We start from the raw sequence: 24,922 nt of genomic DNA, 5'->3' as shown, positions 1-24,922 counted from the left end.
TTGAGTACAAGTCTTCTGGAAATGAATCATATCAAAAAAGAATTTGACGGTCTTCAGGTTTTGAAAGACGTGTCAATTCATGTAAACGAAGGCGAGGTCGTTTCTATCATCGGTTCCTCCGGTTCCGGTAAATCCACACTTCTTCGCTGCGCTACACTGCTGACTCTGCTCGATGATGGTGAGATCAGCTACATGGGAAAGAAAACAGCCTGGACAGAAAACGGAAAAGTCTGTCTGCCGAACAAAGCACAGTTAAAAGAAATTCAGTCCTGTTTTGGTCTGGTGTTTCAGAATTTTAACCTGTTCCCACATTATACAGTAATGAAAAATATTACTGATGCACCGATACATGTGCAGAAAAGAAATAAAGATGAGGTTTACAAAGAAGCAAGAGAGCTTCTTGCAAAGATGGGATTATCCGATAAAGAAAACGCTTATCCATATCAGCTTTCCGGCGGCCAGTGCCAGCGAGTGGCAATAGCAAGAGCGCTTGCACTGAATCCTAAGATTTTGTTTTTTGATGAGCCGACATCTGCACTCGATCCGGAACTGACCGGTGAGGTGCTGCGCGTGATCCGTTCCCTCGCAGATCTCCACATTACAATGGTGATCGTCACTCATGAGATGAATTTTGCACGAGATATTTCTGACCGCGTTATCTTTATGGATAAAGGCGTGATCGCTGTGGAAGGTACTCCGCAGGAGGTATTTTCTTCAAATAATACACGAATCAAAGAATTCCTTGGCAAATTTCATCAGGGAGAGGAATAAAGGGATTGCTTTTAATGATGCGATGTTATATAATTTCTGCGTAATGATAGGAAATCTGATTAACCGCAGCGATACTTCTCCTGCGGTTAATCGAGTGAGATGATAGGAGTAAATTACATGAGTACAGACAGATACGTAAGTCCCCTTTCGGAGCGTTATGCCAGTAAGGAAATGCAGTACATTTTTTCTCCGGATATGAAGTTTCGCACATGGAGAAGATTGTGGATCGCTCTGGCTGAGACAGAAAAAGAGCTTGGCCTGAACATCACTCAGGAGCAGATCGATGAACTGAAAGCTCACAAAGATGATATCAACTATGATGTGGCAAAGGAAAGAGAACGTCAGGTACGCCATGACGTTATGTCCCATGTGTACGCGTACGGTGTACAGTGCCCGAAAGCAAAAGGAATCATCCATCTGGGTGCAACTTCCTGCTATGTAGGCGACAATACCGACATTATTGTGATGTCCGAAGCTTTAAAACTGGTTCAGAAAAAACTGGTAAACGTCATTGCAGAACTGTCAAAATTTGCAGATAAATACAAAGAACAGCCGACACTGGCATTTACACATTTCCAGCCAGCACAGCCGACGACTGTTGGTAAACGTGCGACACTCTGGACACAGGAATTCCTGATGGATCTCGAGGATCTGGAATATGTGATGAGCACTCTGAAACTTCTCGGTTCCAAGGGAACGACCGGTACACAGGCAAGCTTCCTTGAACTGTTTGAAGGAGATCAGGAGACCATCGATAAGATTGATCCGATGATCGCAGAGAAGATGGGATTCAAGAACTGCTATCCGGTATCCGGACAGACCTATTCCCGTAAAGTTGACACAAGAGTTTTGAATATTCTGGCAGGAATCGCAGCAAGTGCACACAAGATGTCAAATGATATCCGCCTTCTGCAGCACTTGAAAGAAGTGGAAGAGCCATTCGAAAAATCACAGATTGGTTCTTCTGCGATGGCATACAAGCGTAACCCGATGAGAAGCGAGCGTATCGCATCTCTGTCCAGATACGTAATGGTAGATGCACTGAATCCGGCAATCACTTCCGCTACACAGTGGTTTGAGAGAACACTGGATGACTCTGCAAACAAACGTCTCAGCATTCCGGAAGGATTCCTTGCAATTGATGGTATTCTGGATCTGTGCCTGAACGTTGTAGACGGACTGGTTGTTTATCCGAAAGTTATCGAGAAGCACATGATGGCAGAACTTCCGTTTATGGCTACCGAGAACATCATGATGGATGCAGTAAAAGCCGGCGGAGACCGTCAGGAACTGCATGAGCGTATCCGTGAGCTTTCCATGGAAGCAGGACGTACCGTTAAGGTAGAAGGTAAAGACAATGACCTTCTTGAGAGAATTGCAGCAGACCCTGCATTCAACCTGACAATCGAAGAGCTTCAGAAATCTATGGATCCGTCCAGATATGTTGGCAGAGCGAAAGAACAGACAACTGCATTTATTACAAAGACTGTACAGCCGGTTCTGGATGCACATAAAGAAATGCTCGGCATGACCGCGGAAATAAACGTCTAAAACACGAGGAGGATAAAGTGTTATGATCAAAGCAGTAGTTGGCGCAAACTGGGGAGATGAAGGTAAAGGTAAAATTACCGATATGCTTGCTCAGGAAGCAGATATCATTGTAAGATTTCAGGGAGGAGCAAATGCAGGTCATACAATCGTAAATGACTACGGTAAATTTGCACTGCATACACTTCCGTCCGGTGTATTTTATAACCATACAACAAGTGTGATCGGAAACGGTGTTGCACTGAACATTCCGGTATTCTTCAAAGAATATAATGAAGTAGTTGAAAGAGGCGTTCCGGCTCCGAAGATCATGATCTCCGACAGAGCACAGATCGTTATGCCATATCACATTCTGTTTGACCAGTACGAAGAAGAACGTCTGGGTGGTAAATCCTTCGGATCTACCAAATCCGGTATCGCTCCGTTCTATTCAGACAAATATGCAAAGATCGGTTTCCAGGTACATGAGCTGTTCGATGATGATGCACTCAAAGAAAAAATCGCACATGTTGTCGAGACAAAGAATATTATGCTGGAGCATCTGTATCACAAACCACTTCTTGATCCGAACGAGATCTATGAAGAACTCATGAAATACAAAGAAATGGTTGCTCCATATGTAGGAGATGTTTCCCTTTTCCTGTGGAATGCATTAAAAGAAGGTAAAGAGATCCTGCTTGAGGGACAGCTTGGTTCTCTGAAGGATCCGGATCACGGAATTTATCCGATGGTTACCTCTTCCTCTACACTTGCAGCTTACGGTGCAATAGGAGCAGGTGTTCCACCATACGAAATCAAAAAAATCATCACAGTATGCAAAGCTTACTCCAGTGCAGTAGGAGCAGGTGCTTTTGTTTCCGAAATCTTTGGTGAAGAAGCTGATGAGCTTAGAAGACGCGGTGGAGACGGTGGAGAATACGGCGCAACAACCGGACGTCCGAGACGTATGGGATGGTTTGACTGTGTTGCTTCAAAGTACGGATGCCGTATGCAGGGAGCAACCGATGTTGCCTTTACAGTACTTGATGTGCTTGGTTATCTGGATGAGATACCGGTATGCACAGGTTACGAGATCGACGGAAAGGTTACTACAGATTTCCCGACCACAACTCTTCTCGAGAAGGCAAAACCTGTTCTTGAAGTATTGCCGGGATGGAAAACAGACATCCGTGGAATCAAGAATTATGAAGATCTTCCGGAAAACTGCCGTAAATATGTAGAATTCGTTGAGAAACAGATTGGCTTCCCGATCACTATGATTTCCAACGGACCAGGAAGAAACGACATTATTTACAGAAATAAGTAATCAGCAACATAGAACGCGCCGGGGAACTCTCCGGCGCATTTGTTTAATAAAGAGGTAAATATGAAAAACTGGAAAAAATATGCGGCGATCATCGCAGCAATCGCTCTGCTGGTAATTTTCTGCCTTCCGATGTATTTTGCACTGAAGGGCGACTTTTCCCAGAAGGAATTTATGGCATCACTTTTTACGGTGATGTTTGTTGCGGTCATGTGTTATGTGATTCTGATGTTGTTCAAATATCTAAATAAAAAGAAAGATGGTCAGGAGAAAAGCAGTATGATTAAAAATGTGATTTTTGATGTAGGTCTTGTGCTTGTGGAATTTAACTGGCAGGATTATCTCGACAGCTTTGGTTTTGACGAAGAAAAGCGTGAGCGTATCGCGAGGGCAACATTCCAGAGCCCGGTCTGGGATGAAAGAGACAGAGGTCTTTATGACGAGGAGAATTATGTGCGCCAGTGTCAGGAACTGGCACCGGAGTATGCCAAAGATATTGCGGCAGTGATGAGAGATACACCAAAGACCGTGCGCAGAATGCCATATGCAGAAACCTGGACCAAATATCTGAAAAGCCAGGGTTATCAGTTATATGTACTGTCTAATTATAGCAGATATATGCTGGATCGTACGAAAAAAGAAATGCCGTTTCTCAAATACATGGACGGTACCGTATTTTCCTGTGATGTGAAGCAGTTAAAGCCGGAAGCTGACATTTATCAGACACTGCTTGACCGGTTTGGACTGAAAGCAGAGGAGTGTGTGTTTATTGACGACCGTCCGGTGAACTGTGAGGGAGCACAGAAAGCAGGAATCCATACAATCTGTTTCAAGAGTTTCAAGCAGGCAGCAGCAGAACTGGAAGCACTCGGCGTGAAATAAAAAAAGACGTTTTTTCGTACAAGAACAAAAGAAAAGCCCCAAAACCGCGGCATGGGCGTCAGTCCTGAGACCTTTCGTAAGGGGAGGATATAAATAAGTATTTCTTATGTTATCTTTTGCAGTGTTCTTCAAAGAAATCTTATTGGAACACTTATAGTATGACCGTTATATGAGTATTTATACAGAATTTTCACAAAAATTATTACAATATGATTTGTCTTTTAGTGAAAAAGATGATATAATGAACCACAGGCAAAATTTTTGAAAAGAGGATAAACAAATGAGCGATAAAACAATCTTAGAGCAGTGGCGTGAGATTGCCTACAATCAGCAGGCAGACCGCAATCAGCTCCAGAGATTCTGGGCAAACTATTTTAATATCGAAAAAGGCATTTATGAGCAGCTTCTTTCCAATCCGGATGAAGTGGTAAGCGGTACAGTTAAAGAACTGGCTGAGAAATATGGACAGGATGTTATGACTATGGTTGGTTTCCTTGACGGTATCAACGACAGCCTTAAGATCCCGAATCCGATCGAGACCATGGATGAAAATACCAAAGTTACACTTGCTTTTGATAAAGAACTTCTTTATAAGAACATGGTAGATGCAAAGGCTGACTGGCTGTATGAACTGCCACAGTGGAACGACATCTTTACTGAAGAAAAACGTAAAGAACTTTACAAAGAGCAGAAAAAGTCCGGTACAGTTGTAAAACCGCACAAAATCGGCCGTAACGATCCATGCCCGTGTGGAAGCGGCAAGAAATACAAACACTGCTGCGGCAGATAATGAAAACCAGATCTGATCTGGATTATATAATTGTGCTTGGAGCACATGTAAATGGCACAAAGCTTACATTAGCCCTTCTGGAACGAGTCAGAAGGGCTTTGCTGTATCTGGAAGAAAATCCGGGTACGAAGGCTGTGCTTTCCGGAGGACGGGGCGACGGGGAGCGGATCAGCGAAGCAGAGGCTATGTACAGATATCTTACAGAGCATGGTGTTTCACCGGAACGTCTCATTAAAGAAGAACGGTCAACCAATACAAAAGAAAATCTGGATTTCAGTCTGCGTCTGATCGGCAGTACGGACTACAGCATTGGAATCGTGACAAATAACTTTCATGTATTTCGCGGTGTTGCGATTGGAAAGAAATGTGGATGTCAGAAAATTTATCCGCTTCCGTCAAGGTATTGTTCCTGGAGATTGCTCATTTATATTCCCAGGGAGATACTTGCGATTCTGAAAGATAAAATTGTCGGAAATTTATGAAAAAAATAAAATTTAAAAAAAATAAAAAAAGTGTTGACACATTGATTCGGAAATAGTATACTAACGAAGTCGGTTAAGCGAAAGCATAATGACAGGCATACAAATGGGATCTTAGCTCAGCTGGGAGAGCATCTGCCTTACAAGCAGAGGGTCATAGGTTCGAGCCCTATAGGTCCCATTAAATATGGCGAGATAGCTCAGTTGGCTAGAGCACACGGTTCATACCCGTGGTGTCGAGGGTTCGAATCCCCCTCTCGCTACTTTTTTATGCCTCTAACTGAATATGGCGAGATAGCTCAGTTGGCTAGAGCACACGGTTCATACCCGTGGTGTCGAGGGTTCGAATCCCCCTCTCGCTATTGAATGAAGTCCTCTGATTTATTTCAGAGGATTTTTTGTTGTACGTAGATAAATTTTTGTTTTGACGGGAAATGATTTCAAAATTTTTTGAGGGGACTAACACAAAAAATTTGCATCTAGGAATTTGACGTGATTTGTTGTATGATATACACTGTCAGTAAAAAAGAAAGGGGAAATCAGACCGTGGCAAAAAAAATGCTTTTTGTGTTTAATCCAAAAGCAGGAAAAGGAAAGATCAAGACGCATTTGCTGGACATTGTAGATATATTCAGCAGCCATAATTATGAGATTATTATCCGTTCCACGCAGGCTCCCAGAGATGCATATGAGAAAGCTAAGGAGTATGCTGATTCCGTTGATCTGATTGTATGCAGCGGTGGCGACGGTACGCTGGATGAAGTTGTTACCGGCATTATGGAGGTGGACAGCAGTGTTCCGATTGGATATATTCCGGCAGGAAGTACGAATGATTTTGCAAACAGTCTTTTTATGCCGAAAAATATGATCAGAGTAGCAGAGATGATTATGGCGGAAGAATTGTATCATTGTGATATCGGAAGATTCAATCAGAAGACTTTTGCTTATGTAGCTGCATTTGGCTTATTTACAGATGTGTCTTATGAGACAGACCAGGATCTGAAAAACGTTCTGGGACATGTTGCCTATGTTCTGGAAGGGGTAAAACGCCTCTTTGATATCAAATCTTATCATATGAAAGTGAGCTCTGAGGAAGTTCAGGTGGAAGATGATTTTATTGTCGGAATGATCACCAATTCCAGATCTGTAGGAGGGTTTAAGAATCTTACGGGCAAGAACGTAGATATGAATGATGGATTTTTTGAGGTGACACTGATTGTTCATCCGAAGAATCCATTGCAGCTTCAGGAAATCATGACAGCACTTGTGATGGCAGAAGACAATACGGACATGATTTATTCCTTCAAAACCAGACAACTTACTATAGAAACAGATGAGGAAGTGCCGTGGACCCTGGACGGAGAGTTTGGCGGAAATCACAGTTATGTAGAAATCGAAAACAGACACAAGGCACTGAATCTTTATCTTCAGAGCAGCAAAAAGTAAAAACGACATATAATGCAAACGAGAACCAAAAGGAGAAAGAGAATGTCAGATTACGTAAATGTAACAGAGATTTTCGGATGTGACGTATTTAATGACGCGGTCATGGAAGAACGTCTTCCGAAAAAAGTATACAAAGAGCTGAAAAAAACCATCGAAGAGGGAAAGGAACTCTCTTTGGAAGTGGCAGATGTAGTTGCTCATGAAATGAAAGAATGGGCAATTGAAAAGGGTGCAACTCATTACAGTCACTGGTTTCAGCCGCTGACAGGTGTAACTGCGGAAAAGCATGATGCGTTTATCACCGCACCAAAAGAGAACGGCAAGGTTCTGATGAGCTTTTCAGGTAAAGAACTGATCAAGGGAGAATCCGATGCGTCTTCATTCCCGTCAGGTGGGCTTCGAGCAACTTTTGAGGCAAGAGGATATACAGCGTGGGACTGTACGTCACCGGCTTTTGTACGTCATGATGCGGCCGGCGGAACGCTTTGCATTCCTACCGCATTCTGTTCTTATACAGGAGAAGCACTTGATCAGAAAACACCGCTTCTGCGTTCTATGGAAGCTATTAATACACAGTCTTTACGACTTCTCCGACTTTTTGGAAATACGACATCTAAGAAAGTAACACCGTCTGTAGGTGCAGAACAGGAATACTTCCTTGTAGATAAAGAAAAATGGCTTCAGAGAAAAGATCTGATCTATACCGGCAGAACTCTTTTTGGAGCAATGCCTCCGAAAGGACAGGAGATGGACGACCACTATCTTGGCACGATCCGTCAGAGAATTTCCGCCTACATGAAAGAAGTAAATGAAGAGTGCTGGAAACTGGGAGTAACGGCAAAGACACAGCACAATGAAGTTGCTCCGGCACAGCATGAGCTGGCACCGATCTATGCACCGGTAAATATCGCTGCAGACCACAACCAGATCATGATGCGTATTCTCAAGAAGGTAGCAAGTCGTCATGGTATGCGCTGTCTGCTTCACGAGAAACCGTTTGCAGGAGTAAATGGTTCCGGTAAGCATAACAACTGGTCTCTGACAACGGATGATGGAATCAATCTTCTGGATCCGGGAAAGACACCACATGAAAATATTCAGTTCCTCCTTGTACTGACCTGTATCCTGAAAGCTGTAGATACTCATGCAGATCTTCTTCGCGAGTCCGCAGCAGATGTAGGAAACGACCAGAGACTTGGTGGTAACGAAGCACCGCCGGCTGTTATTTCTGTATTCCTCGGTGAGCAGCTGGGGGATGTTCTTGATCAGCTGATCAGCACAGGAACTGCGACACACAGCAAAAAGGGTACGATTCTTGAGACTGGTGTAAAGACACTTCCGGATTTCATGAAAGATGCGACAGACCGTAACCGTACTTCACCGTTTGCATTCACCGGCAACAAATTCGAATTCCGTATGGTCGGTTCCAGAGATTCTATTTCTGAGTGTAATGTCGTACTGAATACGATCGCTGCCGAGGCTTTTAAAGAAGCCTGCGACCGTCTGGAAAAAGCAGATGACTTCGAGATGGCAGTTCATGACCTGATCAAAGAATATGCAATTGATCACCAGCGAATTGTTTTTAATGGAAACGGCTATGCACCGGAATGGGCAGAAGAAGCAAAACGTCGTGGCCTTCCGAATCTTCCGTCTATGGTGGATGCGATTCCGGCACTAACAACAGACAAGGCGGTTAAACTGTTTGAAGAATTCCATGTATTCACAAAGACTGAGCTGGAATCCCGTGCAGAGATTCAGTATGAAATCTATGCAAAAGCAGTCAATATCGAAGCGAAGACTATGATCGATCTTGCTACGAAGCAGATCATTCCGGCTGTTGTCCGTTACACAACTGTTCTTGCGGACTCTGTAAATACTGTCCGCGCAGTCGGAGATATCGATGTCAGCGTGCAGCTCGAACTTCTGAAAAAGTGTTCTGAACTTCTGAAGACGACAAACAGTGCAATGAAGAATCTTTCAGATGTTGTTGCAAAAGTTTCTAAGATTCCGGAAGGCAGAGAACGTGCAGTATATTGTAAAGACATAGTCTGCAAGGCAATGACAGAACTCCGTACTCCGGTTGATGAGCTGGAAATGCTTGTTGATAAGTCCATGTGGCCAATGCCTTCTTATGGAGATTTGATTTTTGAGGTTTAAAAATAAGGGATTATATTTTCAGGGAGAATTGAATTGGAAGAACTGAAATTTCTAGAGGAGCAGAATGTCTCCTCCGGTTTAATAAAAAAAGTACTGGAGTTTCGGGAAATGTACCCGGTTCCGGATGAAGCGGCAGGCAGGATCACAAAGCCTGCCATCCCTTTTTATGGGAAAGAAATTCTGGAAATGGCGATTGCGGGTCTGCTTCAGGGACAGAATCTGCTTCTTGCAGGTCCGAAGGCAACCGGCAAAAATATTCTGGCAGAAAATCTGGCATATATTTTTAACAGACCGACATATAATGTATCTTTTCATGTAAATACAAACAGCGGTGACCTGATCGGCACCGATACCTTTGAAGATGATCAGGTTAAGCTTCGTAAGGGAAGTATTTATCGTTGTGCAGAATGTGGCGGATTCGGAGTGCTGGATGAGATCAATATGGCAAAGAATGATGCTGTTTCAGTACTGCATGCAACGTTGGATCATCGCCGTTCCATTGATGTACCCGGGTATGATAAGATTGATCTGCATCCGGCGGCACGTTTTATCGGCACGATGAACTATGGATATGCCGGAACAAAGGAGCTGAATGAAGCTCTGGTTTCCAGATTTATGGTAATTGATATGCCGGCACAGACAGAAGAGACATTGCAGTTTATTTTTCATCAGATGTTTCCGACGGCAAAAGAACATGCAATCGATCAGTTTATCGGTGTGTTTCTTGATCTGCAGCTCAAAGCACAAAACAGTGAAATCTCTACGAAAGCACTGGATCTTCGAGGACTCCTTGCTGCAATGAAGATCGTGGAAGTGGGGCTTTCTCCGGCAAAAGCGATCCGTATGGGAGTGATCAACAAAACGTTTGATATCTTTGAAAAAGAAATCGTAGAAGATGTCGTAAACACCAGAATTCCTTTGGAATGGACCAGAGAGGATGTCTATGAATAATACAGAACCAGTTGAAATTGATGATTACCGTCTGGAACTGGAAAACAGGATTCGAAATCTTTTGTGGACAGTCAGCGGTGATTACGGACTGGATATGAAGCCTGACGTGTCACTTTTTCTGAGATCAAAGGCAATTGCACTCTATGATGGAATCAAACAGGGAGCGCTTGCCAGATATTATGATAAGGATATGCTCGGGCTTTATCTTGTCAAAAAGATATTTATGGAAGCAGGAGAAAACGAGCTGACTTTTGTGGCACAGCTTTGCATAGAGGAAGCAATCGGTGAGAAAGTCTGTAAAGAACGACCGGGAATCCGCTCTATGCAGAGACAGTGTTTTGAAGATATTCTGGATCAGGAATTCGAAAAGATGCCATCACAGGCGGATCTTGCCGGCAGACTTAAAGTGAATGTCCTAAGACGCAGACTTTCAGAAGGAGAGTATCATACCGAACAGAAAATGCAGCCATTTATGGATCTGGTGAGGGAAGCTGGAAATACGAAGGATACGATGGAACTGATTCGGATCATTGACCGGCTGTATAATTCACTGATCGATCCGAATTTTGAGCGTGCTCATGGGACTCTGGAACAGGTACTTGCGGTTACCTTGGAAGACCTGACTGAATTTTCCTGGGAGGATTATCTTTCGGAGGAAATGTATGAGGAAGCTCTGGAAACATATGTAGATAAGCTGACAACAAATGTTGCCGGGCTTGAGAATGCTGCCGTGACCGAAGAATTGGAAGAAAAACGTGAGAAAAGACGCAAGGTAACGGTGGTCACACCGGAGATGCAGGAAAAAGCACACACATATGTGGAACTGAACTATGGCATCACGTATCTGACGGAAGCAGAAGAAAAACGCATGAATTATCTGATGTGCAGAGATATTCACAGTGACTGCAGCCTGTATTTCACAGAGGGAATCCTGAAAAATCCTGCAAAAATAAATTATCAGTATGAATATGCGAAACGGCTCCGCAACAAAAATATCTGGCTGTATCATGACAAGCACAGGATTGTGAAACAGAATATATCAGAGCTGACGGCGACATTACGTAAATCACTGGTACTCAGAAGTGAGAGCCAGACTGTTTTTTCGGACAGAGGAAAAGTTGTTCCGTCTCGATTGTGGAGGGTGGGACGAAGCAGAGAAGCAAGAATTTTTGAACAGGAGCTGAAGGGAGATGCATCGGATTTTGTTGTGGATGTGCTGATCGATGCAAGCGGTTCGCAGATGAGCCGTCAGGGTGAAGTGGCAATTCAGGCTTATATCATCAGCGAAGCCCTCAGTAATGTCGATATTCCGCACAGAGTGATGAGCTTCTGCACTTTCTGGGATTACACGATACTGCACAGATTCCGTAAATATGATGATCCGCGTTCAGAAAATGAAAACATCTTTAATTATGTAACTTCTTCCAATAACCGTGACGGACTTGCAATCCGGACTGCCGGATATGATCTCCTCCAGCGGGAAGAAGAAAAGAAAATCATGATCATCTTAAGTGATGGCAGACCATATGATGTGATCGTAAACCGTCCGAATGCAAAAAATTCGCAGCCATATCGTGGCAAAGTAGCAGTAATGGACACGGGGATGGAAGTGCGGCGTCTCCGAAATCTTGATGTCAGCGTTCTTGGTGTTTTTGCGGGGGAAGAAAAAGATCTGGATACGGAGAAAAAGATTTTCGGTAAAGACTTTGCGTATATCCGCGATATTACGAAATTTTCGAGAATTGTCGGGAAATATCTGACAAAACAGCTTGAGATTGATGAATGATAGACAAAAATGCGCAATATTTCCAAAAAATGTTAAATAAAACGAACAAAAGTATAAAAAGTTCATAAAATCGTCCTTGCGAATACTGACAAAGTCAGTTATAATAATAAGAGGTTCATAACAAAAAAACAAGGGAGAGGAAATCAATGAACGAGAACAAAGAGTTCAAACCGTATATTCCTGCTGAAAAAGTAACCGCAGAAATGACGGTAACATCTGTGCTCATGGGTGTCATCCTTGCTATCGTATTCGGTGCAGCTAACGCATACCTCGGACTTCGTGTCGGTATGACTGTTTCCGCATCCATTCCGGCAGCAGTTATTTCTATGGGTGTTATCCGTGTCATCATGAAGAAAAACTCCATTCTGGAGAGCAACCTGGTGCAGACAATCGGTTCTGCCGGTGAGTCACTTGCAGCAGGTGCTATTTTTACAATGCCTGCTCTTTTCTTATGGGCAGAAGAAGGTCTCTGTGATAAACCGAGTCTGGTTGAGATCACTCTGATCGCACTTTGCGGTGGTGTCCTTGGTGTACTTTTCATGGTACCGCTTCGTAACGCTCTTATTGTTAAAGAGCATGCGACACTTCTTTATCCGGAAGGAACTGCATGTGCAGACGTACTTCTTGCAGGTGAAGAGGGCGGCGCAAACGCTTCTACTGTATTTTCCGGTATGGGACTTGCAGCAGTCTTCAAATTTGTTGTTGACGGTCTGAAGGTTATCCCGGCAGACGTTTCTGCAGCATTTACATCCCTTAAGGGTGAGATTGGTATGGAAGTATATCCGGCACTTCTTGGTGTTGGTTATATCGTAGGACCACGTGTAGCATCTTTCATGTTCGTAGGTTCCATTGTCGGATGGCTTGTTATCATTCCGATGATCTGCCTGTTCGGACCAGACACATGGCTGTATCCGGCTGATCCGGGTGTGACTATTTCACAGCTGTATGCGGCTGGCGGTGCGGCAGCAATCTGGAGCAAATATGTTAAATATATCGGAGCAGGTGCCATCGCTACAGGTGGTATCATTTCCCTGATCAAATCCATGCCACTGATCATCAGCACATTCCGTGATTCCATGAAGAGCATGAAGGGCGGATCCGTAAAAGGAACTGCAAGAACAGACAGAGATCTTCCGATGAATTTCATTCTGATCGGTATCGTTGCAATGGTAGTTATTATCTGGGCAGTGCCGGCTATTCCGGTTAATCCGCTTGGAGCACTTCTTATCGTAATCTTCGGATTCTTCTTTGCAACTGTATCTTCCCGTATGGTAGGTATGATCGGTAGCTCCAACAACCCGGTTTCAGGTATGGCAATCGCTACACTTCTGATTTCCACAATGGTAATCAAGAGCAGCGGACAGACTGGAATCGATGGTATGAAAGCAGCAATCGCAATCGGTTCTGTAATCTGTGTCATCGCAGCGATCGCTGGTGATACTTCTCAGGACCTTAAGACAGGATACCTTCTTGGAGCAACTCCTAAGACACAGCAGATCGGTGAGCTGATCGGTGTTGTTGCTTCCGGTCTTGCAATCGGTGGTGTTCTGTATCTTCTGGATGCAGCATGGGGATATGGCGGAGCAGAAGTTCCGGCTCCTCAGGCAGGTCTTATGAAGATGATCGTTGAGGGTATCATGGGAGGAAACCTTCCATGGGCACTTGTATTCATCGGTGTATTCCTTGCACTTGGTATGGAAATCTTAAGAATTCCGGTAATGCCTTTTGCAATCGGTCTTTACCTTCCAATCTATCTGAACGCAACCATCATGATCGGTGGTGTTGTTCGTATGTTTATGGATGGCAGAAAGAACGTTGATGAAAAAACAAAGAACGACCAGGTTACAGACGGTACATTATACTGTGCAGGTATGATCGCCGGCGAAGGTCTTGTAGGTATCGCACTTGCTATCCTTGCAGTTGCAGGTATCAGCCTGGATGTATCCGGAGTTGTTAACTTTGGTAACATCGGTGGTGTTGTTCTCATGATCATCATGATCCTGACACTGCTGAAATTCTCCTTATGGAAAAAGAAAAAAGCCTGATGAGAAAACAGAATAAAAAAAGCAAAAAACAAAATATGGATATCAATTATCTTGATCTAATTCCGGTAAGATCCGAAGAACTTCACTGGCATAAGGACATAAAAGGACGTGTGATACTGGATGTGGAGAATACGGGACTGTTCAATAAAATTGCACAGAAGGTATTCAACAAACCTCAGTACACAAAAGTCCATCTTGACGCACAGGGCACTTTTATCTGGCCGCTGATCGATGGAAAGCGTACCGTATCCGATATCGCAGCACTGGTGAAGAGTGAATTCGGAGAAGCAGCCGAACCTCTGTATCCGAGAATTATCAAATATTTCGAGATTGTTGAGAGCTATCATTTTATTAAATTTGCAAATAAGCCTTCCAAGTAGGGCACACTAAGAACGGGAAACAGCATTTCGCTGTATCCCGTTCTTTTAGGTTGAGGGTTACTTTACTGAGATATAGCAACAGAGAAAGGAGTACTTATGAAAATTGCTGGAAAAAAAGTGTGGTATCTGGAATATATTCTGATCATTGTCGGAACCGGACTTATGGCAACTGCAATCACATCCTGTTTTGATGCAGCAGGAATGGTTACAGGAGGATTTTCCGGTATTGCGATTCTTGTCAAAGCCTGGACAAAAGGGCTGTACGGAGATGGAATTCCGCTCTGGGTCACCAACCTTGTATTGAACGTTCCGTTGTTTCTTCTCGCCGCTAAAATAAAAGGTTTCAAATTTGTAAAAAAAGCACTTCTGGGAGATCTTTCGCTGACGATCTGGCTGGCAATCCTTCCGGCATGGAAGCTGTCCGGCGATTTTCTTCTGGTTGCCTTATATGGAGGACTTCTGCAGGGGATCGGAATCGGATGTGTGTTTCTCGGAGGCGGAACGACCGGGGGCACGGATCTTCTGGCAGCTATCATCCAGAAATATCTGAATCATTATTCCATCGCGCAGATCATGCAGTTTATAGATGGAGCAGTAGTTGTAGTCGGCATGTATGTATTTGGGGTAGAGCGTGCGCTGTATGCAATTATTGCAGTATTCCTTGTGACGAAAGTTTCTGATGGAATTATTGAAGGACTGAAATTCTCAAAAGCTGTTTACATTATTACGGATAAGCCGGATGAAGTGGCAAAGATGGTCATGGAAGATCTTGATCGTGGAATCACAGGGATTTCAGCAAAGGGAATGTACTCCGGAACGGATAAACTGATGCTGTTCTGCGTAGTCGGAAAGAAAGAGCTGGTTCATTTAAAAGAAAAAATTGACGAAATTGATGAGAATGCATTTGTGATCGTAGGTGATGCAAGAGAGGTTCATGGGGAAGGTTTCATAGAAAAATAGGAATTATTCACAAAAAAATGTAAAAAATTTAAGTTTTGGTCTTTTATTTTTGGTCATTTTGTATTAAAATAACATTTAGTATAGCAAGCCTATGGGGAAAAAGGAGAAAAACGCGCAGTAAGCGAGAAGGGATGTAAGCAGATGATATCAAATCAGGTACTTCAGAATACGCTGGAAGGACTTAAAGAAATTTCCAGAACAGAATTTTGCATCATTGACACAGAGGGAAAGGTACTCGCAACAACGTTTGCAGATTTTTCAATTCAGCCGGGAGATATACAGGCTTTTGTAGAATCCCAGGCAGACAGTCAGCTTGTAAAGGGATTCCAGTATTTTAAAGTTTGCGATGATTATCAGCTGGAATATGTGCTGGTTGCGCATGGAGATGATGAGGATACTTACATGGTTGGCAAACTTGCTGCATTCCAGATTCAGAACCTCATTGTAGCCTATAAAGAAAGATTCGACAAAGACAGCTTTATCAAGAATCTTCTTCTTGATAACCTGCTTCTGGTTGATATTTATAACCGTGCGAAGAAACTTCATATCGATGCGGATGTCCGTCGTGTAGTTATGATTCTTGAACTTCAGCAGGAGAAGGATCACAGTGCAATGGAAAGCGTTAAGAGCTTTTTCGGCGGTAAGAGCAAAGATTTTATTACTGCAGTAGATGAGAAGAGCATCATTATTGTAAAAGAACTCGAGGAAGGTGAAGGCTATCCGGAGATGGACAGGCTTGCACATGCAATCCTTGATTCACTTGGATTAAATCAGACAGAAGAGACACATATTGCATATGGTACGATCGTCAACGAACTGAAAGAAGTTTCCCGTTCTTATAAAGAAGCACGTATGGCACTCGATGTCGGTAAGATCTTTTTTGGTGAGAAGGATGTCATTGCATACAGCTCACTTGGTATCGGACGTCTGATCTATCAGCTGCCGATTCCGCTGTGCAAAATGTTTATCAAAGAAATCTTTGAGAATAAATCACCGGATGATTTCGACGAGGAGACACTTGTCACGATTGATAAGTTCTTCGAGAACAGTCTGAATGTTTCTGAGACATCCAGACAGCTTTATATACACAGAAACACACTGGTTTATCGTCTGGACAAGCTTCAGAAGAGTACAGGACTGGATCTTCGTGTGTTTGAAGACGCGATCACCTTCAAGATCGCACTTATGGTTGTAAGATATATGAAGTATATGGAAACCTTAGAGTATTAATCCAGTATTTATGCGACTTTCCGGCATTTCTTAAAGTGAAAAATACGGTTTTGCCTACCGTTTGCCTACCATTTTTTCAGATGGTAGGCAATTTTACTTTATGGCAGCCTCAAAAAGTGCTACAGCTTCATCCTGCATTTTTTCTGTATTGTAGACATAACGTTCCATTGTGACTTTAATATTTTTGTGTCCGAGACGTTCCATAATGGTCTTCGGGGAAGCTCCGTTTTCTGCAAGGATCGTTCCGTGAGTGTGACGTAGACTATGAGGATGAAAAGCGGTATACCCCAGTTTGTGTTTGATAATTCTGGTACAGTACTTAATGCTTTCGGTAGTCAGCATTTCGCCATTCTCTTTTGTCAGAGGCCACACTTCTCTGTAGTCTGGAGGAACGTCCTGATTTGCAGGAACACAGTGCAGATGCAAAGAATTATCAACATAAGTTCTTGTGTAGTATTCCCCATATCTTAACCGATTCATTTTCATAACGGTAATCTCTGACTTCAACAATGCTTCGAGAGTGGGACCTATTTTTAGCTTCCGGAAAGAATCATATTTCGGATTCTTATAGATCCATTGTTTGTCCTCTTTCTGCAGCTGACGATTGACAGAAATTGTGTGCCGGCGGAAATCCACATCACGCTGCAGATCCAGCCCAAAACACTCTCCAATACGCATACCGGTGTGGTAGCAGATCATAAGAGGCAGATAGTAGCAGGTACCGTTGAAATAGTCGACGATATCTGACCATGCCTCACTACTGCATACATACTCCCTGTGCTCTCGCTGATCCTGAGTGACCGGAACACTGGGGACACGAGTGTAAGAGCAGGGATTTTGGCGAAGATACTGACATGGATATACTGCATACTTCAATGCTCCGGAGAGCACACCACGATAATTGGCAATGCTCTGCTCGGATAATCCTTTTGCTTTTAGCGAATCAATCCATTGCTGGATGGCAGCAGGAGAAAGTGCAGAAAGCTTATAGTTCCCTAATGCCGGTTTAATATGTAACTTAACGGCAGATGCATAAGCATCGTATGTGTTGTATGTCATATTAGTCTTGACGTTACCATCCAGCCAGAAATCCAGATAATCAGAGAGAGACATCTCCGATGCTTTGAATATAATACCGGCCTGATCATACTCGGCTTTTGCTTTAATACCTGCAGCAAGCGCTTCTGCTTTCGTCCGGAATCCTGCCTTGGAAATTGATTTGCGTTTTCCCTTGATCCGCGCGCCTTCAAAGCTGTATTCCCAGCTTTTTCCACGTTTTCTTGTTCGTAATTCTCCCACAATATCACCTTCCTTTTGATTTTGGGTACAAAAATAACAGCCACACAAATGTTTGGGTTGTGCGCCTGCTCCGAAGATGATACAATATTCTTGCAAAATGCGGTATCTCTTCGGAGATCAGAATCGTCCTGGTGCGCCAACACTGGGGCGATTTTATTTATAAAATTATTTATTCACCAACTGGTACGAGCTGAACGGAAGTTCCGGAAATTGACAATACGGTATTTTCGTCTAATACCAAATTACTGAAAGAACTGATAGAATAATCACTTCCATCATTCCCCATGATTTCATTTATTCCACCATCAAATACGTTATCCGAGGAAACATTTCCGGCACTACCAGTGGCGATTACATTGTAAATACCGACAGGAACATCTGTACCCGCAGTGTAATTACCAGAACTTAAATCTATTGTCTGAGCATCATCTGGCACAACACGAGCCTCAATTTTAGTAGTATCTGCATTTTCAGAAACAGCATGTATCACCACATTGCCAGAAAGAGAGAGGACGATTCCTTTATCAAGAGATACACCATTGTAAGTTTCATCAGTGTAATTATCATTCACAGGATACCCCATTATTGTATTCAAGCCTCCTGAAAATAAATTAGAGGATGACACATTGCCGTTTCCAGATATGGCAGTAAAATTATATTTTCCTGCAGGAATATCTTTCCCTGCAGTGTAATTGCCGGCGCTAAGATCTACTTCAAAGTGTTCTTCTTTGGCATCACTATCAACAGTAGATTCAGCAGCAGATGCTGTAACAGGGGCAAATGCCATTAAACTACACATAACTAATACAACTAATTTCCTTTTCATTTTCTTAACCCTCCTGAATGGTTTTTATTTCCAGTATAGAAATACTGGAGCTACGTATAATAATTTGTATGAAGATTATACTTGATATTGAAATGGCAAAACGAAATCTATCTGTCAGACAGGTCTCTAGAATGACGGGGATTCCTGCCTCGACAATATCTGATATCATGAACGAAAGAAGCGTGCCACGCATGGACACAATGGAACTGCTGGCAAAAGGACTTCGCACCAGAATATCAGATCTGTATGAATCACCATACAAATAACCTTAACAAAACCAAACCAATCAACCAAAAGCCAATAAGTGTCCGAGATCTCGGACGATTGCCTCCGTTAGAGTGATTTTCTCTTTTCTCATCCGTATAAATAGTGAGACCAAAAACTCAAATCAATACGAAGGAGTGAACAAAATGAAGAAAATGCTCAAAGTACTTGAAACGAACAAATGTTTGGTGTATATTAAATACAAACATACGTTCGATAAAACCCAGAACGGAGGTGCGTACATATGAAAGAAAAAATTATAAAACTTCTTGATAAAATCACAGATGAAGAAACGCTTACGTTCATCTACAAAATAATCAGGAATCTACTGGACTGAGGAAACTCAGTCCTTTTCTTTTACAATTTCCTCTACAATTTCTTCTAATACTTCCCATTCACTTTCATCTAGTCTTGAAAGGGCAAGTATCAGCCTTTCTTTAAAGGAATTTTTCTGACCTTTAAATAAATCAGCCGTAAGTTTTGCGATTTCGTCTTGACGATCAAGCGGCTGCTCTGGATCACCGGTTCCGTTTAGTAGCCATTCTTTTCTTATATGAAATTTTTCACAAATATCATTAATTAAACGCTCGCTTGGTACTGCATCATCTTTGTTTAACAATTTCCATATATATGCGGGAGTAACTTCTAAGCATCTGGCTAAATCAGCTTGAGATTTATGTGAATTTTTAAAAATTTCTCTGATTCTACCGGTTATCTCATTCATTTAAATCACCTCTTTTCTGATTCATATATTACATCATACACAAGCTAAAGTCAATCAAAAAAATTAACTGAGTTGTGAAAAAACATATTGACATAACAACTTAGAAGCTGTATGATTAAACTGAGTTAAGAAAAAGCACAATAGAAAGCGAGGTAATAGATAACCTCAATGAACCTAAGAAAGGAGCAAAGTGAAGTGAAAACAATATTACCTAAATTAGTAATTGCAGCAGTAGGAAAAAGCACATATGTGTTTTTGGATGGGAGATGCATTAGTGAGGGCGTATCAGATTTAAAATATTCGGCATTAGATGAAAAAGGAGAACTTCGCCCAACTTTGGATATGAAAATTGATGTTAATGGATTTTCATTTGAAAAAGGAATGAGCATCGAGGAATTTCTGGGGAGAAGCACAGAAATCAAAAATATGTTCCAGCAGCCCAATCCGAAAAAAGAACCGCTGGAACCGAAAAAATAGTGTTAATTATCTTTCTTTAATGCATCAAAGTTAATAACTATGTTGCCAAGGACATCTTTATGGTTGTTCTTCCATAATAGATATCCTGCATTCATCAATTCTTCGATAATCACGGAATAATCAGGAAAATCCATATAGTCGTGATAAGCGAAAGAATTGACGCCGGTCTGTTTGTATATATCGGCAAGGTTCTTCATAAAAGACATTGCGGCGGTACTTAACATGTGCAAGCTCCTTTCTGCCTATACTCGGGTATGCCAGTACCCTGTAAATACAGTATAGGAGAGCAACACATAAAACACAATATGCACAATCGAAATAGACAGAAATCGAAAAAAATAAGAAAGAGGGGAACGTCATGACAAAAAGAGAAAATGATATTTTGACACGTCTCGCACAGATTATTCCAAAACTTCCAGAGACTAAGCAGGAAAGAATTTTGGGAGTAGCAGAAGGCATGAGCGCTATGAAAGAGACTGTGGAACAGAAAACGAGGTGAGGAAAACGCGGGTCACGTTGGAACGTGATTAATAGTTACCGGCTATTTATTTAGCCATGATATACAGGGCAGAGCCATCGCCGTCTACGAAGTAAGCCATGGCCCACAAAGTATATCCCTTACGCTCAAGAGCTTTCATCTCTTGGACAGAATGAACGTATTTCTTCTTAATGACTATCACCTCCTTCCACAGAGGTGATTCGTGACCCGCAAAAACCATTATAACACGGAACAGATAACAGAGAGGAGTGAGAAAGACGATTAAAATTATGATTCAAAAAGAAACACTGATAAGTGCTGTTTCAAGCACAGTATCATTTTTGATTATGTTTATCGGAGCATTAACACATACGTTATACATAGTGTTGGTGATATGCATGTTTTTGAACTTGCAGATGGCAATCAAATATTTCTTGAAAGGAATTTCAATTGAAAAGAAAGCAGGATAGGAGGCGAAAGAGATGCCGAATTTTAGAAGAGGCATTCATAAGTCCGATAAAAAAGCTGACTCCGAAATGAAAACTCAAAGTCAGCAAGAGAAATGCATGTATTTAAGAACTCCGATCAAAAGGATACCAATAGAAGGATATGTAACTATCAGGAATATTTTATCTGACCACACGGCAATTCTATTTGCTGTACCTTCCCACGTGTGGAATGAACTTGAAAAGTCAAAGGAGTGGACGGATTTTCAAAATCTTTTGGAGAAATATCAAGAACCATTTGCCCGGCAACTGCATATAGAGGCTGGACACAAACAGGAAAATCAAGATTGTACTTGAATTTTCGGTCAATAACTTCTTTTCCGTGATAGTGAGCATATTCCTCTACACACAAAGGATAACTTTCGGCGGTTACTTGATGCCCGTTTAAATATATATCTACGGAAGTTATGGCAATAGGAAGTTGTGAACGATTTTCAAAAGAAACATCTAATAATAGTTGCTTTTGATCCTTTTTGTATTCGGCATTGGAAAGTTTAATTTTTAAGTTTTTGCGTTTATTTCTGTAAGAAGATAAGAAGGTAATACAAGTTCCAAGAGAGCCAATAATGGAAAGCAAAAGAGTGATGTTTGCCCTTGTAATAAAGTGACGGATATGAACGAAGAGCAATAAATTCATAGATAGCCTCCTTTGAGCATCGAGAAATTTTCCAAGACTACATTTAAAGGATAAGTGAAAATACACCAGAAGTCAATTGAAACCAATTACATTTTTAGAATAAAGGAAAGAGGTGAACTAAATGAAATTGGAAGATATAGATTATCAAAATATGACCAAAGGAGAAAAAAACGAAATTATAGCTTATGCAGCAGGAATGTTGCAATGCATTCACAAGGAAATTAATAATATGCATTCACTCCTGCTGATAACGTCGATTGCAAAGATATGCATATTGCTGGCTATTTTAGCAACGATATTATTGCACAAATAGCAGAGATACCAGCAAATATTGTGTTGAGAATTAATGTTCAGGAGAGAGCTTTTGTAATGTTTCAGGGTTTACATTTGGAAAATCGTTATGAAATGGCGGCGGGATAGGTGACATATCACATTTCTCCTTTTTTACAATGCTAGGCATGGCAGCGCCTGCAATTACAGTATAGGAGGACATCACATAAAACACAATATGCACAACTGGAATAGACAGAAATCGAAAAAACAGGAAAGAGGTGGACACCATGACAGCAACAAAAGTACCAGAGATTAATCTCACAGACAACACACTGGATAACATCATCAAAATGGCACCGTTTCTGGATGAAAAAAGTCAGGATCGCGTGTTTGGAATGATGCTGGAAGCGGTAAAGAGCCTTGAGCACGACAAAAAGAAAGCAGGATAATTACTTACCCTGCAATCCCAAATACAAAAGATAGAGCTGATATGGAGTTAGAACAACAGGCTTTTGAAACTCCAGAAGCTCACCATTGATGTAGATATCCATACGTAACATAACGTTTCTCCTTTCCTACTTACCTTACTTACACCTCAATGATAACAATCAGAGGACGCGGTGGCAAGAAAAGAAGAACGACAAAATATGACAAAAAGCGAGGTGAGAGATATGGTAGAACCATACAAACCATTATACACGGCAAAGCAGGCAGCACAAATTCTGCTCATCAATGTATCTACAGTCTATGAGTTAATGAATACCGGACAGCTTCCATACCTGATTTTAGGAAAGGGTAATGGGACCAGAAAGATTCGGGGAAGCGATCTGGAAAGATTCATTGAAACCCAGAAACCAGCAGAACCACAAGGAGAAACAGCATGAGAAAGATATGGATCATAAGATTCTCTGATGGAACGATCGGCTCCTGCTACGGCACCCGATCAGGAGCCACGGAGATAGCAGAACTCCGGAAAGAAGACTATGGAGGATCTTACACAATAGAAGGAGGTAGAAACGATGGTGAGAGAACTTAACATTTCTTTGATCACGGGGATTATTGTAGGAAATCTCCCGATATGGCAGTGGGATACCAGAACAGGATGCGTGGTCGGAATTTTTACGATCGCGGGAATTGTATGCGGAATAATCCTGTGGCTGGAGGATAAGAAGACAAAGAAAAAGAACCCCACAGCGGCAACTGTAAAGGTTCGGTAATTAAATGGTGCTGTATGAAATAACAACTATAGTTAGTATATCATACAGCGCCTGAATGTCAAGATGCAGGCAGAAACCACCTGCTATATTTTTGACCTTTTTTGAGATCCACGGAGGTATCGAGTACCTCTTGGGGGCTCGATTAAGCGTATTAGAGTTACGACAGAGGTGCATATGAGATATAAGACACTATGCGGATATATCAGACAGAGATGGGACTGTGGGGACACAGTAGAGATCGAAGAAAAGCATACCGGAAAGTATGGAGCAAGAGGACAGACCAGACAGAAAAGAAGGAAAGCCACTCCGGAAGAGATTGCGAAGCATAACCAGTGGAAACGCGAACGTGATGTTCGAAGGCTGATCAAGTGGAACTTCCGCGAAAGGGATTACTGGATCACCCTCACTTATCCCAGAGATTATAAACCCACATGGGAAGAAATGAAGGACCATGCCGGTAAACTGGTGAGAAAGATCAGGGAAAAATATAAAAAACAGGGATGGATCCTGAAATACATATACCGTCTTGCAATCGGATCCAGAGGTGGCCGACACATCCACATCCTGATCAACCGTGAAGCCAATGAAAAAACGGCTACAGATCTGATAATTACAGATCTTTGGGAACAGCAGTGGGGACACGGACATGTCAATTTCCGCACACTCTACAGCGAAGGCGGATACAGACAGCTTGCCATCTATATCACAAAACCTCTGGAGAAGTGGGAGTCAGAAGAGCTTAAGAGATACCACCCGTCCAGAAACCTCATCCGCAAGGATCCTGAGACAGAAGAAATTAAAAGAAGGAGCCTTGTTGATCGCGACGGTAAACCACGTCCGCCAAAAGCACCAAAAGGTTATTACGTGGATCCGGAAAGCATCGAGACAGGGAAGAACCCAGTAACCGGCTATGCGTACCGGCATTACACATTAGTGAAAATCAAGAAGAAGGAATAAAGCATGCAGAAAGTAGATGTATATCTGGAAACAGACAGTGTATATCAGGGAAAAACATACAGAAAATGCGGATATGTCCTCTCTACGTTTCTGCGTAGCGGGGATGAATGGACTAGGCAATATTTTGGCAATTATACCGGCACATACCACCAGACTGTACTCCGGATCATAGATGAAGCGTTATCCAGAATGAACTTCCCGGTCGAGGTCTGCGTGCATACACAGGATATTTACGCAGCAAGCCACCTTTCTAAGCTAGAAAAGATGGTAGAGGATGGTTGGTGCGATGCAAAAGGGAATCTGATCAAAAACGCACAGGAATGGCAGCAGGTATACCGAAACGTCCATAAATTTTCAGAACCACACAAAGTATCAGCAATATCAGGAAAACACAATAGTTCCATGTGGTTACAGGAGATGATGAAGAAAGATGAATGCAAAAGAATTATCGGAACAGGCCTGGAGCCTGAGACCAGACCAGAATCCGGCAACAATGGAGTTTCTGGGAATGTCTGTCCGTAATGGAGTGAGATATA

General features: G+C 42.3%; 30 protein-coding genes and 3 tRNA genes. 28 read left to right on the top strand and 5 right to left on the bottom strand.

Going from position 1 to position 24,922, the window contains the following annotated elements:
* Positions 1-21 precede the first annotated feature (21 nt).
* From BQ7344_RS05150 to BQ7344_RS05070, 17 genes are all read left to right on the top strand, one after another.
* Entirely contained in the window at positions 22-771 is a 750-nt protein-coding gene (locus tag BQ7344_RS05150; protein WP_072523362.1) for an amino acid ABC transporter ATP-binding protein, read from the top strand.
* Between the two features lie 117 nt (positions 772-888).
* Positions 889-2,322 (top strand): adenylosuccinate lyase, encoded by a 1,434-nt coding sequence (gene purB, locus BQ7344_RS05145; RefSeq protein WP_015542322.1) that lies wholly within the window; start codon positions 889-891, stop codon positions 2,320-2,322.
* A gap of 22 nt (positions 2,323-2,344) precedes the next feature.
* Positions 2,345-3,625 (top strand): adenylosuccinate synthase, encoded by a 1,281-nt coding sequence (locus tag BQ7344_RS05140; protein ID WP_072521704.1) that lies wholly within the window; start codon positions 2,345-2,347, stop codon positions 3,623-3,625.
* Between the two features lie 60 nt (positions 3,626-3,685).
* Positions 3,686-4,504: an HAD family hydrolase gene (locus tag BQ7344_RS05135; protein WP_083585490.1), complete on the top strand. Its 819-nt coding sequence runs from the start codon at positions 3,686-3,688 to the stop codon at positions 4,502-4,504.
* A 280-nt stretch (positions 4,505-4,784) separates the two neighbouring features.
* On the top strand, positions 4,785-5,294 hold the full coding sequence (locus BQ7344_RS05130; protein ID WP_072521703.1) for an SEC-C metal-binding domain-containing protein: 510 nt from the start codon (positions 4,785-4,787) through the stop codon (positions 5,292-5,294).
* Positions 5,294-5,776 carry a YdcF family protein gene (locus BQ7344_RS05125; RefSeq protein WP_072521702.1) on the top strand — a complete coding sequence of 161 codons (483 nt, stop codon included), beginning with the start codon at positions 5,294-5,296 and terminating at the stop codon, positions 5,774-5,776. Before BQ7344_RS05130 ends, BQ7344_RS05125 begins: the two co-directional genes overlap by 1 nt.
* A 105-nt stretch (positions 5,777-5,881) precedes the next feature.
* Positions 5,882-5,954, top strand: a tRNA-Val gene (locus BQ7344_RS05120).
* A gap of 8 nt (positions 5,955-5,962) precedes the next feature.
* A tRNA-Met gene (locus BQ7344_RS05115) sits at positions 5,963-6,036 on the top strand.
* A 25-nt stretch (positions 6,037-6,061) separates the two neighbouring features.
* Positions 6,062-6,135 (top strand) — tRNA-Met (locus BQ7344_RS05110).
* Positions 6,136-6,319: 184 nt separating this feature from the next.
* The gene (locus BQ7344_RS05105; RefSeq protein ID WP_072523360.1) at positions 6,320-7,219 is read left to right on the top strand and encodes a diacylglycerol/lipid kinase family protein; all 900 of its coding nucleotides are present in this window, start codon (positions 6,320-6,322) and stop codon (positions 7,217-7,219) included.
* A 42-nt stretch (positions 7,220-7,261) separates the two neighbouring features.
* Positions 7,262-9,376, top strand: coding sequence for a glutamine synthetase III family protein (locus tag BQ7344_RS05100; protein WP_072521701.1), 2,115 nt, complete (start codon positions 7,262-7,264; stop codon positions 9,374-9,376).
* A gap of 33 nt (positions 9,377-9,409) precedes the next feature.
* Entirely contained in the window at positions 9,410-10,327 is a 918-nt protein-coding gene (locus tag BQ7344_RS05095) for an AAA family ATPase (protein ID WP_072521700.1), read from the top strand.
* Positions 10,320-12,113 carry a cobaltochelatase CobT-related protein gene (locus BQ7344_RS05090; protein ID WP_072521699.1) on the top strand — a complete coding sequence of 598 codons (1,794 nt, stop codon included), beginning with the start codon at positions 10,320-10,322 and terminating at the stop codon, positions 12,111-12,113. Before BQ7344_RS05095 ends, BQ7344_RS05090 begins: the two co-directional genes overlap by 8 nt.
* 146 nt (positions 12,114-12,259) lie before the next feature.
* Complete coding sequence (locus BQ7344_RS05085) at positions 12,260-14,158, top strand: OPT family oligopeptide transporter (RefSeq protein WP_072521698.1); 1,899 nt, start codon at positions 12,260-12,262, stop codon at positions 14,156-14,158.
* Entirely contained in the window at positions 14,137-14,538 is a 402-nt protein-coding gene (locus tag BQ7344_RS05080) for a PqqD family protein (RefSeq protein ID WP_015542331.1), read from the top strand. Before BQ7344_RS05085 ends, BQ7344_RS05080 begins: the two co-directional genes overlap by 22 nt.
* A 96-nt stretch (positions 14,539-14,634) precedes the next feature.
* Entirely contained in the window at positions 14,635-15,498 is an 864-nt protein-coding gene (locus tag BQ7344_RS05075; RefSeq protein ID WP_072521697.1) for a YitT family protein, read from the top strand.
* A gap of 141 nt (positions 15,499-15,639) precedes the next feature.
* Positions 15,640-16,728 (top strand): PucR family transcriptional regulator, encoded by a 1,089-nt coding sequence (locus BQ7344_RS05070; RefSeq protein ID WP_072521696.1) that lies wholly within the window; start codon positions 15,640-15,642, stop codon positions 16,726-16,728.
* Between the two features lie 93 nt (positions 16,729-16,821).
* Here BQ7344_RS05070 and BQ7344_RS05065 read toward each other — a convergent pair whose 3' ends face one another.
* A complete protein-coding gene (locus BQ7344_RS05065) occupies positions 16,822-18,027 on the bottom strand; it encodes a tyrosine-type recombinase/integrase (protein ID WP_072521695.1) in 1,206 nt (401 codons plus the stop codon).
* 169 nt (positions 18,028-18,196) lie between these two features.
* Entirely contained in the window at positions 18,197-18,853 is a 657-nt protein-coding gene (locus BQ7344_RS05060) for a hypothetical protein (protein WP_072521694.1), read from the bottom strand.
* Positions 18,854-18,921: 68 nt separating this feature from the next.
* Between BQ7344_RS05060 and BQ7344_RS05055 the strand changes: the two genes are divergently transcribed.
* Positions 18,922-19,119 (top strand): helix-turn-helix domain-containing protein, encoded by a 198-nt coding sequence (locus BQ7344_RS05055; protein WP_072521693.1) that lies wholly within the window; start codon positions 18,922-18,924, stop codon positions 19,117-19,119.
* Positions 19,120-19,460: 341 nt separating this feature from the next.
* On the opposite strand, the gene BQ7344_RS05050 is transcribed toward BQ7344_RS05055, so the two are convergent.
* Positions 19,461-19,841 carry a helix-turn-helix domain-containing protein gene (locus BQ7344_RS05050; protein WP_072521692.1) on the bottom strand — a complete coding sequence of 127 codons (381 nt, stop codon included), beginning with the start codon at positions 19,839-19,841 and terminating at the stop codon, positions 19,461-19,463.
* A gap of 195 nt (positions 19,842-20,036) precedes the next feature.
* On the opposite strand from BQ7344_RS05050, the gene BQ7344_RS05045 reads away from it, so the two are divergent.
* The gene (locus BQ7344_RS05045) at positions 20,037-20,318 is read left to right on the top strand and encodes a hypothetical protein (RefSeq protein WP_072521691.1); all 282 of its coding nucleotides are present in this window, start codon (positions 20,037-20,039) and stop codon (positions 20,316-20,318) included.
* Positions 20,319-20,320: 2 nt separating this feature from the next.
* Here BQ7344_RS05045 and BQ7344_RS05040 read toward each other — a convergent pair whose 3' ends face one another.
* Positions 20,321-20,542 (bottom strand): hypothetical protein, encoded by a 222-nt coding sequence (locus BQ7344_RS05040; RefSeq protein ID WP_072521690.1) that lies wholly within the window; start codon positions 20,540-20,542, stop codon positions 20,321-20,323.
* Between the two features lie 134 nt (positions 20,543-20,676).
* On the opposite strand from BQ7344_RS05040, the gene BQ7344_RS16160 reads away from it, so the two are divergent.
* Both BQ7344_RS16160 and BQ7344_RS05035 read left to right on the top strand, forming a co-directional pair.
* Positions 20,677-20,817 (top strand): hypothetical protein, encoded by a 141-nt coding sequence (locus BQ7344_RS16160; protein WP_159431359.1) that lies wholly within the window; start codon positions 20,677-20,679, stop codon positions 20,815-20,817.
* A gap of 269 nt (positions 20,818-21,086) precedes the next feature.
* Positions 21,087-21,266 (top strand): hypothetical protein, encoded by a 180-nt coding sequence (locus BQ7344_RS05035; protein ID WP_072521689.1) that lies wholly within the window; start codon positions 21,087-21,089, stop codon positions 21,264-21,266.
* Between the two features lie 148 nt (positions 21,267-21,414).
* Here BQ7344_RS05035 and BQ7344_RS15950 read toward each other — a convergent pair whose 3' ends face one another.
* Positions 21,415-21,939, bottom strand: coding sequence for a hypothetical protein (locus BQ7344_RS15950; protein ID WP_143143538.1), 525 nt, complete (start codon positions 21,937-21,939; stop codon positions 21,415-21,417).
* A 121-nt stretch (positions 21,940-22,060) separates the two neighbouring features.
* Here BQ7344_RS15950 and BQ7344_RS05025 point away from each other — a divergent pair, with 121 nt between their 5' ends.
* The 7 genes from BQ7344_RS05025 to BQ7344_RS05005 all read left to right on the top strand — a co-directional run bounded on the left by BQ7344_RS05025 (position 22,061) and on the right by BQ7344_RS05005 (position 24,908).
* Complete coding sequence (locus tag BQ7344_RS05025) at positions 22,061-22,252, top strand: hypothetical protein (protein ID WP_072521687.1); 192 nt, start codon at positions 22,061-22,063, stop codon at positions 22,250-22,252.
* Between the two features lie 247 nt (positions 22,253-22,499).
* Complete coding sequence (locus tag BQ7344_RS16280; protein WP_195578213.1) at positions 22,500-22,661, top strand: hypothetical protein; 162 nt, start codon at positions 22,500-22,502, stop codon at positions 22,659-22,661.
* A gap of 198 nt (positions 22,662-22,859) precedes the next feature.
* The gene (locus BQ7344_RS05020) at positions 22,860-23,096 is read left to right on the top strand and encodes a helix-turn-helix domain-containing protein (protein ID WP_330392812.1); all 237 of its coding nucleotides are present in this window, start codon (positions 22,860-22,862) and stop codon (positions 23,094-23,096) included.
* Entirely contained in the window at positions 23,093-23,248 is a 156-nt protein-coding gene (locus tag BQ7344_RS16155; protein ID WP_159431358.1) for a hypothetical protein, read from the top strand. The genes BQ7344_RS05020 and BQ7344_RS16155 overlap by 4 nt, the downstream gene beginning before the upstream one ends.
* A complete protein-coding gene (locus tag BQ7344_RS05015; protein WP_072521686.1) occupies positions 23,232-23,429 on the top strand; it encodes a hypothetical protein in 198 nt (65 codons plus the stop codon). Before BQ7344_RS16155 ends, BQ7344_RS05015 begins: the two co-directional genes overlap by 17 nt.
* A 174-nt stretch (positions 23,430-23,603) precedes the next feature.
* Positions 23,604-24,386, top strand: coding sequence for a rolling circle replication-associated protein (locus BQ7344_RS05010; protein WP_072521685.1), 783 nt, complete (start codon positions 23,604-23,606; stop codon positions 24,384-24,386).
* 3 nt (positions 24,387-24,389) lie between these two features.
* The gene (locus tag BQ7344_RS05005; RefSeq protein WP_072521684.1) at positions 24,390-24,908 is read left to right on the top strand and encodes a hypothetical protein; all 519 of its coding nucleotides are present in this window, start codon (positions 24,390-24,392) and stop codon (positions 24,906-24,908) included.
* The last annotated feature ends 14 nt before the right edge of the window (positions 24,909-24,922 follow it).

The organism is Blautia sp. Marseille-P3087, assembly GCF_900120195.1.
Classification (GTDB): Bacteria; Bacillota; Clostridia; order Lachnospirales; family Lachnospiraceae; genus Blautia_A.
Note: the sequence above shows the minus strand (reverse complement) of the source record. Positions and strands in the feature narration are given on the sequence as shown.